At 66.2% G+C, this 14,361-nt stretch carries 13 protein-coding genes and 2 pseudogenes; 11 read left to right on the top strand and 4 right to left on the bottom strand.

All coding sequences use genetic code 11. From position 1 onward, the window contains the following. The first annotated feature begins 52 nt into the window (after positions 1–52). Positions 53–994, top strand: a complete 942-nt coding sequence (locus ACV22V_RS15220; protein WP_059697535.1) for a LysR family transcriptional regulator — start codon at positions 53–55, stop codon at positions 992–994. Positions 995–1,313: 319 nt separating this feature from the next. On the opposite strand, the gene ACV22V_RS15215 is transcribed toward ACV22V_RS15220, so the two are convergent. From ACV22V_RS15215 to ACV22V_RS15205, 3 genes and pseudogenes are all read right to left on the bottom strand, one after another. Next, complete coding sequence (locus ACV22V_RS15215) at positions 1,314–2,027, bottom strand: dienelactone hydrolase family protein (RefSeq protein ID WP_448014439.1); 714 nt, start codon at positions 2,025–2,027, stop codon at positions 1,314–1,316. A gap of 311 nt (positions 2,028–2,338) precedes the next feature. Continuing rightward, positions 2,339–2,650 carry a DUF4148 domain-containing protein gene (locus ACV22V_RS15210; RefSeq protein WP_448014437.1) on the bottom strand — a complete coding sequence of 104 codons (312 nt, stop codon included), beginning with the start codon at positions 2,648–2,650 and terminating at the stop codon, positions 2,339–2,341. Positions 2,651–3,108: 458 nt separating this feature from the next. Then, positions 3,109–3,292 (bottom strand): annotated as a pseudogene (locus ACV22V_RS15205) (helix-turn-helix domain-containing protein); the annotation flags it as partial. Here ACV22V_RS15205 and ACV22V_RS15200 point away from each other — a divergent pair. The 10 genes and pseudogenes from ACV22V_RS15200 to ACV22V_RS15155 form a co-directional block, all read left to right on the top strand. Beyond that, positions 3,285–3,365, top strand: a pseudogene (locus ACV22V_RS15200) (phosphohydrolase); the annotation flags it as partial. The pseudogenes ACV22V_RS15205 and ACV22V_RS15200 overlap by 8 nt on opposite strands. Before the next feature lie 317 nt (positions 3,366–3,682). Next, positions 3,683–4,138, top strand: coding sequence for a type II RES/Xre toxin-antitoxin system antitoxin (gene parS / locus ACV22V_RS15195; protein ID WP_006753033.1), 456 nt, complete (start codon positions 3,683–3,685; stop codon positions 4,136–4,138). Next, on the top strand, positions 4,135–4,614 hold the full coding sequence (locus ACV22V_RS15190; protein WP_059530847.1) for an RES family NAD+ phosphorylase: 480 nt from the start codon (positions 4,135–4,137) through the stop codon (positions 4,612–4,614). The genes parS and ACV22V_RS15190 overlap by 4 nt, the downstream gene beginning before the upstream one ends. A 138-nt stretch (positions 4,615–4,752) precedes the next feature. Next, complete coding sequence (locus ACV22V_RS15185; RefSeq protein ID WP_448014435.1) at positions 4,753–5,229, top strand: hypothetical protein; 477 nt, start codon at positions 4,753–4,755, stop codon at positions 5,227–5,229. Between the two features lie 162 nt (positions 5,230–5,391). Continuing rightward, on the top strand, positions 5,392–5,931 hold the full coding sequence (locus ACV22V_RS15180) for a hypothetical protein (RefSeq protein ID WP_059530850.1): 540 nt from the start codon (positions 5,392–5,394) through the stop codon (positions 5,929–5,931). A gap of 301 nt (positions 5,932–6,232) precedes the next feature. Next, positions 6,233–6,994 carry a hypothetical protein gene (locus ACV22V_RS15175; RefSeq protein ID WP_448014434.1) on the top strand — a complete coding sequence of 254 codons (762 nt, stop codon included), beginning with the start codon at positions 6,233–6,235 and terminating at the stop codon, positions 6,992–6,994. Positions 6,995–7,323: 329 nt separating this feature from the next. Further along, the gene (locus ACV22V_RS15170) at positions 7,324–8,574 is read left to right on the top strand and encodes a metallophosphoesterase family protein (protein WP_059690972.1); all 1,251 of its coding nucleotides are present in this window, start codon (positions 7,324–7,326) and stop codon (positions 8,572–8,574) included. 3 nt (positions 8,575–8,577) lie between these two features. Then, the gene (locus tag ACV22V_RS15165; protein WP_448014432.1) at positions 8,578–12,048 is read left to right on the top strand and encodes an AAA family ATPase; all 3,471 of its coding nucleotides are present in this window, start codon (positions 8,578–8,580) and stop codon (positions 12,046–12,048) included. 121 nt (positions 12,049–12,169) lie between these two features. Further along, positions 12,170–12,694, top strand: a complete 525-nt coding sequence (locus tag ACV22V_RS15160) for an HD domain-containing protein (protein WP_044848835.1) — start codon at positions 12,170–12,172, stop codon at positions 12,692–12,694. Between the two features lie 9 nt (positions 12,695–12,703). Continuing rightward, a complete protein-coding gene (locus ACV22V_RS15155) occupies positions 12,704–13,393 on the top strand; it encodes a DUF429 domain-containing protein (protein WP_059699306.1) in 690 nt (229 codons plus the stop codon). A 189-nt stretch (positions 13,394–13,582) separates the two neighbouring features. Here ACV22V_RS15155 and ACV22V_RS15150 read toward each other — a convergent pair whose 3' ends face one another. Next, on the bottom strand, positions 13,583–14,020 hold the full coding sequence (locus tag ACV22V_RS15150; RefSeq protein WP_244135326.1) for an ATPase: 438 nt from the start codon (positions 14,018–14,020) through the stop codon (positions 13,583–13,585). Between the last annotated feature and the right edge of the window lie 341 nt (positions 14,021–14,361).

Here is a 14,361-nt window from a genome sequence, read left to right as displayed (position 1 = left end):
CGTGCCGGGGCGGGCGCCGCTGCAAGGCGATTTCAATCCCGGGGACATGTCGATGGACACGTTACAGATGATGCGCATTTTCGTCCGGGTGGCGGAGGAGGGCAGCTTCACGAGCGCGGCCCAGCGCCTGGATATCACCACTGCCTACGCATCGCGTTCGGTCGCGCAACTCGAAACGCACCTGCGCACCCGTCTGCTCAACCGGAGCACGCGCCGCATCGCATTGACGGATGCCGGACAGCGCTATCTCGACCGCTGCCAGCGCATCCTCGGCTATATCGACGAAGCGGAAGCCGAGGCGGCCGACGCGCAGGCGAAGCCGTCGGGCCGCTTGCATGTACATGCGACGACCAGTTTCGGTCAGGCCTACCTGGTGCCGGCAGTGGTGCGATACCGGCAGCGTTATCCGTCGGTGGCCGTCGAGCTCACGCTGTCGCAGCACGTGCCAGACATCATCGACGAAGGCTACGACGTGTCGCTCCAATTGAGCGCGACGGAGCTGCCCGACTCGGGGCTGGTGTCGCAGCGGCTCGGCGATGTGCACAGCGTGCTGTGTGCGTCGCCGGCATACCTGAAGGAACGGGGCACGCCGCGCACCGTGCGCGATCTCGAATCGCATGCGTGCCTGCAGATCGTCACGCCGATCTTTCCGCGCGACCGGTGGCATCTCGACGGCCCCGATGGTCGCGAGACGTTCGAACTGCCGCTGCCGGATTTCCAGGTCAATATCGCCGATGCGCTCGGCGCCGCATTGCGCGCCGGCCTCGGGATCGGCTCATTGCCGATGTCGACCGCGGTGCCTGCTCTGGCGAGCGGTGCGCTGGTTCGCGTGTTGCCCGAGTACCGGCTGCAGAAGCTGACGGTCTACACGTTATATGCGTCGCGCCAGTACCTCGACGCAAAGATCCGCACGTTCGTCGATTTCCTGCGCGAATGCGTGCCCGAAATGCTGTCCGCCGACGAGGCGGCGCTGCGCGGTTCCTGCGAGTCCTGAGCGAAGGCGGACAACGAGTGCCGGTTCGAATGACCCGGCACTCGCAAACGCGGTCCGTGAATCGACGTTCGGCCGTGCAGGATATTTTGCACACCGAACTTGATGACGAGGGCGCAGCCGAGCTTTCGAAACTGAGGTGTATTGCGGAGCCGGCCGTGGCACTCGCATTCCGTCGTGCGCGCTTCGGTGTCGAACCCGTGACGCGCGAGATGGTCGCATAACGAATTCGCTCCATAAAACGACAACGCCACGATTGCAAGGTCGTGGCGTTTGCTTCATGTGCATCGCAGCCCAGCAGCGGTGGAGATCCGCTGCGATATTACTGCTGCTTGTCCCAGAGCGTGCGCCCGAAGAACGTGAGTGTGCGATCCCACGCGATCTGCGACCACACCGGATCGAACTGCGTGCCGCCGATGCGGCCCGGGCCGACAGCCGTTTCGTTCGCGAACGCGTGATGCGCGAGATAGCGGTGGAATTCGACGTCGACCTTTGCGTCGGTCAGCTTCTTCTCCAGCGCATCGACCTGGTCGATCGCGAAGAACGCATCCTGCGTGCCCCAGTGACCCATCAGCGGCACCTTGATCTTCGACGGATCGAGGTAGTCGAGCGGGGGGAAGCCATACCAGGTAACGCCGGCGTCCGCATCGGCGAACTGCAGCGACAGCAGCGTGAGAGCGCCGCCCATGCAGAAGCCGGTGATCGCCACGCGCGACGCGCGCGTCTTCAGGTATTGCACCGCGCCGGGAATGTCCTGCGATGCCGCATCGCCGAAATCGAGGCCCGTCATCAGGTGATGCGCTTCTTCCTCCTCGACCGTCGACTTGCCGCGATACAGGTCGGGCACGAGCGCAATGTAGCCGCAGCGCGCGAGGCGATCGGCGACGCCGCGGATCTGGTCATTCAGCCCCCACCACTCCTGAATAACGACGACGGCGGGTGCACCTTCGGTCTTTTCCGGCGTGGCGAGGTAGCCCTGCAGTTCCTGGCCGTCCGGACGGCGAAACGTGATCATGGAACCGGATGTTTGAGACATGAAACCGCTCCTTTTCGAAAAATGCGATGAGTGCGGCATCGGATCGGCCAGCGAGTGGGTATGCCCGGTGAGTCGAGGCTTCGCTCGCGTTCGCTTCGGCCGGCGCCGACCACGCGGCCATTCTATGCGCAAACGCCGGCGGTCTGCGTGAACAGCGCGTTGCGGCGGCCGATCCGCGCCCACGCGTCGGTCGGGCTGCGTGCAGCGCGCATGTCGCGTGCACCGAAAGCGAAACACCCCGCCCCGGTGAACGGGAGCGGGGTGCTTCGTCGGCAGCGGGCGTATCGCGGTATGCGCAGCGTGCGGCGGTCTTACTGACCGAAATAGACCGAGTCGTGAGCGTTCTGCTTGACCGCGATCGCGCGGCCAGTACGCACGCCGGCCGCAGCCTGTGCGCCGTAACCCGTTGAGTCGCTGTTCGTCACGCGTGCCTGCGCTGTCTGCAGCGCATTCGGATAGTGGACATCGGACACTTCCGGCTTGTACCCGGCCTGTTCGAGCTGGACGAGTTCTGCGCGGACCTGAGCGCGCGTCAGTTGGTCCGACGGGTTCGACTGAGCGAATGCGCCAAGGGATGCGGACAGGGTGGCGGCAGCGGCGACTGCGTAGATGAACGACTTCATGGTGACCTCCGGTTTTCGTAGATTTTGCGCTTCGCTGGTTGCGTTGAGCGGTTGATTGCATCGTAGCGATCGCGACACCGGTCGGAAACATGCGTTCCAGCGAATAATTATTGCAACTGGGTAAACGATTCAAGGGAGAAATGGGGTTTTGTCTGATGATTGTTGGTGTGCATGATGGCGGTCGCGGGTTGCAGTTGGCGCAGCATCGTCGGCGGACCGGATGATTCGCAAGGCATGTTGGCGCAGAACCGATGGGCGGGCGCGTTCCGGGACGAGAGTGTAGGGCGACCGCTCGTCGATCCCGTTCGGTAGACGGCCAAATTGAATCGGATACCGAAGTATTGATGGCGGGCACAGAAATTCGCTTGCCCAATCGCTTTGCAATTGAGACAGGACTTTGCCTTCATACGCCGACGGGAATGTCCGTGCCGTTTCGCTGCGCGTCTCGCATTACCCTGAACGACCGCCTGTCGTTTCCGGTATTCGGCATGTTTGATCCCGACATGCCTGGAACGACTGACTGAGCGTATAGGCATTCGTGAAGCCGAATTTCGCGGCGACCTGCTTCGGCGTTTCATGGCCGTTTTCGAGCAACTGGCGGGTTGCCGAGACACGGGGCGCTTCGACCCACGCGGCCGATGTGCTGGTCGACAAGGATCCGCGTTTCCAGGCAGGCAATTTCTGCAACGTGATCCGCTCGTCGGCGTGGGCCGGCCGATCGGTCGGTGGTGGGGAGGGACGCATGCCACACTCGATGCCCGAGACGGGCGGGTGCCGCTTTGCCAATAGTTATTCATCAGAAGAATTGTTACGTGACAACTTCATGACGTCAGCGCGCGGTTTGATATATGTGATTTCGCGATTTCCGCTCCACGGCGAATCTTCAACCACGCGTGATGGGGGCAGGGCCGCGAGCCGGGAAGCCGCTTCGCCGCCACCAAGAACTGCCGGCCGTCGGGGCGGCCACCGACCGAATTCGCCCGTCTTCGGCAAAACGCCTATAATGATTGGGCAAATTGCCGGAGAAGAGCCATGAGTACGATCGCGTTTCATCCGTCGGGCGTCGCGCACCCGCGCCAGGCCGAGTTCACGATCCTCGAGCAGCTGCTCGCGATTCGCGTGCGTTCGGGCGCCGATCTCGCCGAGCTGGCGAGCGCGCGCGTCGACGTCGCGGTGATCGACCGGCTGTCGGAGCGCGGCCTGAAGTCCGATGAACTCGCTTTCATCATCCCGCGGCGTACGCTGAGCCATCGCCGCCAGGCGCACGAGCGCCTGTCACCGGAGGAGTCCGACAAGGCGATCCGGCTGGCGCGCATCGTCGCGCAGGCAACGGCCACGTTCGGCGACCAGGACAAGGCGATGGCGTGGCTGCGCAACGGGCTCCAGCGCTTCGGCGGACGCACGTCGCTCGACATGTCGAGCACCGAGCATGGTGCGCGACTCGTCGAAGAAGCCCTCACGCAGATCGACGAGGGGTACTTCGCTTGACGACGCTGTGGCGGATCAGCAATTACGCGGACCTGAAAGGCGTCGGCGGATTGCGGGCCGGCGGGCGCTGGCATTTTGCCGGGCAACCCGTCGTCTATCTCGCCGAGCATCCGGCGCTCGCGTTGCTCGAGACGCTCGTTCACTTCGAAATCGCCACCGTCGCGCAATTGCCGAGCGGATACCAGTTGCTTCGCATCGAGGTGCCTGAATCGGTGGACGTTGCCGAGATCGCGGATGGCGATGCGCCGGCCGACTGGCGAGAGAACGTCGACTGGACCCGTAGTGCCGGGACCGAGTGGTTGCATACGCAACCGAGCGCCTTGCTGCGCGTCCCGAGCGTCGTCGTGCCGCACGCGCATAACTTCCTGTTGAATCCGCTGCATCCTGCCGCATCCGACATCCGCATCGCGGAAGTCATTCAGTCGCCGTATGACACCCGCATTCTGCGGCTGATCCATTCGAACAAGAGCGAATAGAAGTGGCCGCACGTCGTTGCGTGCACAACGCCGATCAGCATTCCCGCGCGCGCGGTCGGCGCCCGCATCGGGTGCCAGCGTCAGCCTGATTCGCGTGACCGTTGTGTTGCGCAGCACGCGCGGACTGAGGTCGGTTGCGTGAAAGCCGCTCGCGCGCAGCTCGAAGGCGCCGACGATCGTGCCGGTCTGCGAGTCGCAGCGGGCACGGCGCTGCGCGTCACCGACATGGAACATGAAGGCGGTGCATGGCAGAAACGATCGACGAACGGAACGACCACGCATCGTGGCAAGGGGCCGGGATTTTTCGATTTCCTCGGTGATGTCGATTGCGGTCGCGCGCTGACCAGCCGCGAGGCGGAGCCGTTCGACGTCTGCTGGATGATGGTATTCGACAAAATCGACAGCGATCCCGGCGTGCATGTCCGACGACATCGAGCCGATCGCGAGAAGCCGATTATCTGGCTGCACCGACGGCTGGCCGACACACGTTCTTTGGGATGCCTACAGGAATGGTCGCTTTCCGTGCTAGCAGATACTTCGTGCGCCGATGCGCCGATGCATGCCATCGAGCGACGCCAATCACGCGCCGAGCGCGATGTTTGTCAAACAGTGTGAGTCAATCGTCAGCATTTGCAACTGAAGTAACAGTCCCCGCAATTCGATGGTTTTGGACGTTGGCGCGGCTACATTAGCTCCACCTGCCGCACGTCGCGGCGAGGCATGCGACCAGCCGCACGAAGGCGGCCCGCAGCAACAACGTCTTTGGGGAGAATGACCATGAACAAGATTCGCACGATTCTGCTTGGTGCCGCGCTGACGGCAATCGCATCGGCTGCTTTCGCACAAACGGCGCAGACGGGCGCGGAAGGTTCCGCCGGCGTCGGCGCACAAGTCCAGACGCCGCTGCTCGGCGGTGGTGTGGGCGTGCAGGCAGGTGCAGGCGCGAATGCCGCAGGCTCGGGTTCGGGCGCAGGCAATCTCGTCGGCGGTGCGCTGAACGGCGTGGGCAAGACGGTTGGCGGCGTCGGCTCGGCAGCGGGCAACGCGGTCGGTGGCGCAACGCAGGCAGTTGGCTCGGCAGCCGGCTCGGCGAAGGATGCCGCGGCATCGGCCGTGCACGCGACGAAGTCGCACGTGAAGCATGTCGCGAACTCCGCGAAGAGCCACGTGCAAGGCGCGGTGTCGACGGCGGGTGATGTCGCCGGCGGCGCGAAGGCGAAGGCCGGCGAAGCGCTCGAGGGCGCGACGAACGCGGTGCAGGGCGGCGCTTCGGTCGGCGTGAAGGGTTCGGCGTCGGCACAAGGCGGCGCGCTGTAAGCGATACGCTTCCCGCCAAGGCCCGGCCCGCTTCGATGCGGGCCGGGCTTTTTTCATTGGGCGCGCCGCGCATCGTGGTCGCGTTGGTGTGCCGTGGATCGAAACAGGCGGTCCGCACACCCTCTGCCCATTGCCTGCCCACCGTGCTTAAATAGCGAGGCTCCCGATCGCCGGGCCGCCCTCGGGCGACGCAGGTCGATTCAGGCAAGCATGTCCGATCGGCATCGTGACGACAGACGACTCCAAAGTGCCGCCCCGGCCTGCCCGGCGTGGTCCGATAACATTCCGAGGCACCACGATCATGACCATCCTGCTCCGTCTTCTCGCGCTCGCCTGCGTGCTGTGGCTCGCGGCGTGCGCGTCGCCGCCCCCGACTTCCGCGAGCGCACCGGCCAGCCAGGATGCCGGCGAACGCCGCGGGCTCGGCACCGCGTGGGGCGAGTCGGTGCATTCCGAAACCCGCAAGGTCGATTTCAAACGCGCGGATCCGACGACGCCGACGGATCTCGCGTCGGTCTACTACAACGATGCACTGCCCGGACATCCGCCCGCGTCGCGGATTCGCCGGTTGCCGACGCGCGTCGAGCTCGCGAACGGCGACATCGCGTTGTCGTTCTCGGACGAGAAAGGCGTGCCGCTGCGTCTCGCGCGCAGCGACGGCCGCTGGCACATGGCGGGCGTCGAAGGTGCACGCTACATGATCGTGCTGCACAACCAGGGGCGCCGCGCGTTCGAGGTCGTGTCGACGGTCGACGGGCTCGACGTGCTGTCGGGGCGGCCGGGTAGCTATGCGAACGGTGGCTACGTGCTGTATCCGGGCCGTACGCTGACGATCGAGGGCTTCCGCAAGAGCCGCGATGAAGTTGCCGCGTTCCGCTTCGCGTCGGTGCCCGACAGCTACGTCGCGAATTCGAAGTACGGCGATACGGCGAACGTCGGCGTGATCGGCGTCGCGCTGTTCGCGCAGAAGGAAAGCGACGAGGAAACGTTGCGTCGCAATGCGAATCCGTTCCCGGGCAACGACGACGGCTTTGCGCCGCCACCCGCGCCGCGCGGCGAGTGACTCGCACGGGACGAATGTCGCGGGTGCCGCCGGCCGTCGACTTCGGCAGATCATCCGAGGCATCGCGACCGCCGTGTTTCGGGGCGCAGGTTCGTCGAGGCTGCGCGATCACGCGCGGATTGAGGGCGTGGGGTCGTGCACCTTCCCGACGCTCGCTTTCAGGTACCATCCCGACCCGCTGGCGACGGGTGGCATCATCGCCCGGACGAGCGTTGCATCGCGACGATGCAACGGCGATGGTCCGGTTCGTACCTCGCCGGCGTTGCGTCGCTCGACGGCGCACAATGCTTGTCGACATCGCCCGTTCGTCCTGAAACAGAGGAATCTTCGTGAAGTTCATCCACGCGGCAGACATTCATCTTGACAGCCCGTTGCACGGCCTGAGCGCGTATCCCGACGCGCCGGCCGCGCAGTTGCGCAACGCGTCGCGCGAGGCGCTGCGGCAGCTCGTGGATCGTGCGATCGAAGAGGCGGTCGCGTTCCTCGTGATCGCCGGCGACCTGTACGACGGCGACTGGAAGGACCACAACACCGGCATTTTCTTCGGCCAGCAAATGGGTCGCCTGCGCAAGGCCGGCATTCGCGCATTCGTGCTCGGCGGCAATCACGATGCAGAAAGCGAGATGACGAAGAAGCTGACCTTGCCCGACAACGTCACCGTGTTCGGCCATCGCAAGCCGGAAACCCATCGGCTGCCGGAATTCGACGTCGCGCTGCACGGGCAGAGCTTCAAGGACAAGGCCGTCGTCGACAATCTCGCTATCGGCTATCCGGATCCCGTGCCGGGTCATTACAACATCGGCGTACTGCATACCGCGCTCGAAGGCTATGCGGCGCATGCGAACTATGCGCCGTGCACGCTGGCGGAACTGCACGCGAAGGGCTACGACTACTGGGCGCTCGGCCACGTGCACGAGTTCCAGCAATGGTCGGGGCCGTCGACCGTCGTGTTTCCCGGCAACCTGCAGGGTCGCCATATCCGCGAGACGGGCCGCCGCGGCGCGGTGCTCGTGACGGTCGAGCAGGGGCGCACGCAGGTCGAGCGCCTGTACCTCGACGTGCTGCGCTGGGAAGCCCTGTCGATCGACGCATCCGATTGCTTCACGGTCGCCGACCTGTCGAGAAAGATCGGCCAGTCGCTGGAGGCGCTGTTGACCGTCGACGGTGACGTGCCGCGCGCGGTGCGCGTGACGGTCACGGGGCGCACGCCCGCGCACGGTCTTTTCTTCGGCCGCGCGCCGCAATTGCGCGCGGAGGTGCTGAACCAGATCGGCATCATCGGCAACGAACGGCTGTGGCTGGAGAAGGTCCGTCTCGCGACATCCGCGCCCGAGCAGCCGCTGGGCGAGAGCGAGCAGCTCGAGGCGCTGGAGGATCTGAAGCAGATCCTGGCCGACGCCGCGCACGATCCGGATTTTCTCGCGCTGCTCGAACGCGACCTGAAGCCGTTCGTCGGCAAGGTGCGCAGCGACGTGAAGGAAGAGGTGCCGCTGCTGACGATGGCGCGCGCGGGCGAACTCACGGCGCTGGTCGAGCAGGTCGGTCCCGCGTTGCTCGCGCGGTTGGCGAGGGGGGAATAAGCGATGCGCATCAGCCAGCTCGATCTGATCAAGTACGGCAAGTTCACCGACGAGACGCTGCGCTTTCCGTCGGCCGGACAGGATTTTCACGTGATCGTGGGTCCGAACGAGGCCGGCAAGTCGACGATCCGCACGGCCGTGTCGGAACTGCTGTTCGGGATGAAGCTGCAGACGCCGCTCGACTTCCTGCATGCAACGCCCGACCTGCGGATCGGCGGTGTGCTGGAGGGGGGCACCGGCGCGCTCGCATTTCATCGCGCGCGCGGGCGCAGCCCGTTGCGCACGCCCGCCGACGACAAGCTCCCGGACGACTACCTCGCGGCCATCCTCGACGGCGCGACGCGCGAGTTTTTCGAGCAGATGTTCGGGCTCGACCATGGGCGGCTCGTCGACGGCGGCCGGAGCATTCTCGATGCGTCCGACAAGCTCGGCCAGGTGCTGTTCGAATCGGCGGCGGGTGTCGGCACGCTCGGGCCCGTGCGCGAGGAGCTCGACGCGCGTGCGGGCGAGCTGTGGGCGCCGCGACGCAGCGGCAGCGCGTTCGCGCAGGCCGAGACGTCGTTCAACGAAGCGGTCGGCGAACTGAAGGCGGTCCAGGTGCGCACGCGTGACTGGGTCGATCGCAAGGAGGCGCGCGACGCGGTCGAGCAGGAGATCGAGCACGCGCGCGTGGAGCAACGCCGCCTCGAAGCGCTGCGTTCGAAGCTCGAGCGTGTGCGGCGGCTGGCGCCATACCTGAAGGAACTGACGATCAAGGAAGCGGCGCTTGCCGAACTGGGCACCATCGTCGAGTTGCCGCCGACCGCGTATGCCGACTTGCTGAAAGCGCAAGGCGACCTCGCCGCGGAACAGAAAGTGCTCGAGGAGCGTCGCACGGACCTGCTCGCGAAACGGCAGGCGCGCGATGCGATCGATCCGGACGCCGATGCGCTGGCGCTCGAAGGCGACATCGAAGCGCTCGACCGGTTGCGCGGCGCATGCATGAATCACGCTCAGGATCTGCTGTTGCTCGGCGCGGACGTGGAGCGGCATCTGACCGCCGCGGGCTCCGCGGCCGCGCAGCTCGGCTGGCCGACCGACGAGGCGTCGCTGCGCGCGGCACTGCCAACCGCGCTGTCGCTGAAGACTGTCGCGAATCTCTTGCGCGACCACGGCGCGCTGCATCAGGCGCTGGCCGGTGCGCGGGAATCGCTCGACGAACGCATGCAGGAACTCGCGCAGGCGCAGGAACAACTCGCGCGTCTGTCTACCGTCGATGTGCCGGAAGTGCTTCGTGCCGCGCTCGCCGATGCGCAGGGCTTTCGCGGCAGCGGCCAGCGCGAACTGGCGCTCGAGCGCGACATTGCCGCCGCCGAGCGCACGCTCGCCGACGCGCTCGATGCGCTCGGCCAGTGGCGCAGGCCGGTCGACGCGCTGCGTGTGCTGGACGTGCCGTCGGCGGCGCGGCTCGGTGCGCTGCTCAACGAAGCAAGCGAGCGCGTGAGCGCGGCGGCCGCCGCGCGCGATGCACGGGACGGCGCGCAGGAAGAATACGAGCGGCTCGAACTGCAGGAGAGACATTTCGCGGAGACCCACAAGGTCGTCACCACTGCCGAAGTGCTGGCGGCGCGCGCGCGTCGCGACGGCGCGTGGGGCGATATCCGCAACGGTGTGGTCGATCTGGCAACGGGCGCGCCGGCCGTCGACGATGCGATCCGGCTCGCCGATGAACTCGTCGACGCGCAGCTCGGCGCCACGCAAGCGGCGGCGACGCTGCAATCGCTGCGTCAACAGGTCGAATCCGCGCGTGCCGTGTTGATGCGCCGGCAGGCGGCCATGGACGAGCGCGAACGCGAGCTCGCCGCGCATCGCGACGCGTGGTCCGAACTGGCGACGACGGCCGGCGTGCCCGGCATGCCGCTGGCGGCGATGGGCGACTGGCTCGCGAAGCGCGACACGGTGTTTGCCGCGCAGTTCGAACTTGACCGCCAGCGCCGCGAATTCGCGACGATCCGCGATGCGCGCGCCGGCGCGGAAGCCGCGTTGCGTTCGGCGCTGCGCCTGGTCTCGCGCGGCGGCGACGCCGATGGGTTGGCGGCACTCATCGCGATCGCCGAGACGTTCGTGCAGTCGGCGGAGAAGACGCTTGCACAGAAGGACAGCCTCGAGGACCGCGCGCACGAAGCCGAACGCGGATGCGCGACGGCCCGTTCGCGCGCGGGCCAGGCACAGGCCGCCTACGATGCGTGGCAAGCACAATGGCGCGACGCGCTCGCCGACGCGAAGCTGTCCGCGAACGCGGTGACGCTGGCTGCGGCGGAAGGGGCGCTCGGGCTCGCGAATGCGGTGACGGAAGAGCTGGCCGCCGCCGACGCGCCGCGCAACCGGATCGCCGCGATTCGTGCCGAGCTGGCTGCGCTCGAGGCCGGTGCCCGGCGGCTGGCCCAAGCGCTCGAACCCGAATGGCTGGCGAGCGGCAACTGGCTGGACGTCGCGCGCCGGTTGACGATGCGCGTGGCGGCCGCACGGGAAACCGCGCGTGCAATCGATCGTGCCGACGACGCGGTGCGGCAGGCCGAGGGCAAGGTCGCCGACGCGGCCGCCGCGGTGGCGGGTGCGGACGCACGCATTCAGCCGTTGCTGCAACTGGCCGGCGTCGCGTCGATCGACGCGGCGCTGCCGCTGGCCGAACGATCGGATCGCCAGCGCCAGCTTCGACAGGCCGTCGATGCCGCGAAGGAGGCACTCGTGCGCGACGGCGACGGGTTGTCCCAGTCGGCCGTCGAGGCCGAGGTCGCGGAACAGGACATCGCCGACGTGCCCGCGCATCTCGAAGCGGTGAAGCAGTCGCTCGGCGACGTCGGCAAGCGCCTGAACGCGCTCGCGCAACAGCAGGTCGTCGCCCAGCAGGCATTCGGCGCGATCGACGGCCAGGCGAACGCGGCCGTGGCCGAGGCGAAGCGGCAGGAAGCGCTGGCCGCGATGGGCGACGCGGCTGAACAGTATCTGGAAGCAGCGACCGCGAGCCGTTTGCTGAAGTGGGCGACCGATCGCTATCGCGACCAGAAGCAGGGGCCGATGCTGCGCCGCGCGGGCGAGATTTTCGCGGGGCTGACGCTGGGCGAATTCGCGCGGCTGACCGTCGACACCGAACGGACGCCGCCTGCGCTGTACGCGCGACGCACGAAGGGCACGTCGGTCGAGGTCGCCGGCCTGAGCGAAGGGACGCGCGATCAGTTGTTTCTCGCGCTGCGGATCGCGGCGCTCGAATTGCAGCTCGCGAGCAGGACCGCGCTTCCGTTCGTTGCCGACGATCTGTTCATCAACTTCGACGATGCGCGCGCGAAGGCGGGACTCGAGGCACTGCGCGATCTGTCGACGCGAACCCAGGTGCTGTTTCTGACGCACCATGGTCACCTGCTGCCGCTCGTGCGCGATGTGTTCGGCACGCAGGTGAACGTGGTGGAGCTGGAGCGCGAGGCGGCCGGCGCATGACGGCCCGCGGCCCGATGTTCCGATATGTGGGAATGGTCATCGCGTACAGGTAGTATGTGCGGTTCCGAAACGCACGCGACCGGTTCAGCCGGTCGCGGGTCCGGCCACACGAGGGATCAACATGAACAAGCTGGTAGCTGCCATCGCGTTCGCGGCGGACAAGCATCGCAATCAGCGGCGCAAGGACGACGAGGCATCGCCGTACATCAACCATCCGATCGCGCTGGCCGCCGTGCTGGCCAACGAAGCCGGCATCGAGGACGAGCGCGTGATCGTCGCGGCGGTGTTGCACGACACGATCGAGGATACGGAGACCACCGAGCAGGAGCTGCTGCGGCTGTTCGGCAAGGACGTCGCCGACATCGTGATGGAAGTCACCGACGACAAGTCGTTGCCGAAGGACGAGCGCAAGCGCCTGCAGGTCGAGCATGCGGCGACCATCAGCCGGCGCGCGAAGCTCGTGAAGCTCGCCGACAAGATCTGCAACCTGCGTGACATCGCACGGCATCCGCCCGCGGACTGGCCCCTCGAGCGCAAGCAGGCGTACTTCGACTGGGCGAAGTCGGTCGTCGACCGGATGCGCGGCGTGCATCCGGGCCTCGAAGGGATCTTCGACGCCGCGTACGACGCGCGGCCGGCGGACTGACGCGCAGCCATGCAGGCGGCCCGATCCCGCTCCCGATCAGTCGCGCGGTCGTTGCCCGCGGTGGCGGGTGTCGACGTGGGCGGCGACAAGAAGCGATGCGATCTCGTGATCTTGCGCGGCGCGACGATCGTTTGCCGCGCGGAGCGGATCGCGCCCGAAGCGCTGCCTTCGCTGTGTATCGAGCATGACGTGGTGGCGGTCGGCGTCGACGCGCCGAGCCTTTGGTGGACGGGCAGCGGACGCCGGGCTGCCGAGCAGGCGCTCGCGCGTGAACGGATCTCGTGTTTCCCGACGCCATCGCGCGAGCAGGCCGTGGCCAGCACGTCGGGCTTCTTCGACTGGATGTTCATGGGAGAGCGGGTCTACCGCGCGCTGGCCGACGCCTATCCGCTGCTGACCGACGCGCGCTATGCCGGCGGGCGCGTGAGCTTCGAGACTTATCCGTACGCGATTACCTGCGCATTGCTTGGCAAGGCGATCGCGTCGGCGAAGCAGAAACGCAACCAGCGCCGGCAATTGCTGACCCAACTCGGGATCGACGTGTCGACACTGCGATCGGTCGACGCGCGGGACGCGACGTTGTGCGCATTGACCGCGCAATACGTGATCGACGGAAACGCGCACGCGTACGGCGATGCGGAAGGCGGGTATATCCGTGTGCCGATCGTCGGCGAGACGATCGTTCTCGATACGCTCTAGTCACGGGCCGCGGCTTGCCGATACGCGTGAACCCGCGACAGGAAGGTGAGCTCTTTCGGGAGACGTGTCGGACATGTCGATGTCGAGGTGTCGAGCAGTGACAGCCGGTCGGCATGTGCGGGGCAGCTGGCGTGCGCAACATGCAACATATATGCAGTTGACGCACCGCGCGCCTCTTGGCCGGGATGCTCAGTCTTCGAGAATGGACTTCGGCACGCTGGAGAGATCGCAGGCAGCCGCTTGCTCGAAATAGCCTTGCGCATCGTCGATCATCACGACCGCGACATCGATCAGTTCGTCGAGTCGCTGCAGCAGCGATTCGCGCCATTCGATGTCTTCGTCGCGCTCGGGCGTTTTGTCGAGCTGCTCGATGATCGAGTCGGCCGTCTGCAGGAAGGGGATCGCCTGTTGATAGTTTTCGATCGAGACCATCGCTGCGTTGCGCGCGCCGACGAGTCGTTCACGATGCTCGTCCGCCAGATCGGACACGCCGCTGATGCGCGGCAGGACATTCGAGATGCGTTGCAGGAGCGGCGGGACCTGTTCTTCGAGCATGACGGCGCGCTCGCGCAGCGCGGCGTATTCATCGCGGAGATCGGCGTCGCCGGATTGAGTGGTGCTGTCCATCGTCGGTATGAGTGCGTTGTTCGATCGCGGCATGATACTCGACGACGTGCGCTCTCTTGTTTGTGCCGTGGGGTGGTGTCCGGCGCGAGGCAAATGCGGAGCGCGGTTGAACAGAGGGCATATTCAATCTCCTGTATAGGATAGGAGGAAAGAAGGACTCGTCCCGGATTCGTCGCGGGCCCCTCGCGCAGCATGCGGTATGCAGGGCGTCAGGCCGAAGCCCCCGTGCGCGGCAGCGCACGAGGGCTTTTTCAAAATATTTTCATAAAGGGGTTGCGGAGAAGGGGGCGGGTGCTTAGAATCACGCCTCTTTCGCGCTAACGGAAACGCAGCGCGGGAGG

It is taken from the genome of Burkholderia sp. AW33-5, from assembly GCF_053427615.1.
This window is presented reverse-complemented; position numbering and strand designations above follow the sequence as displayed.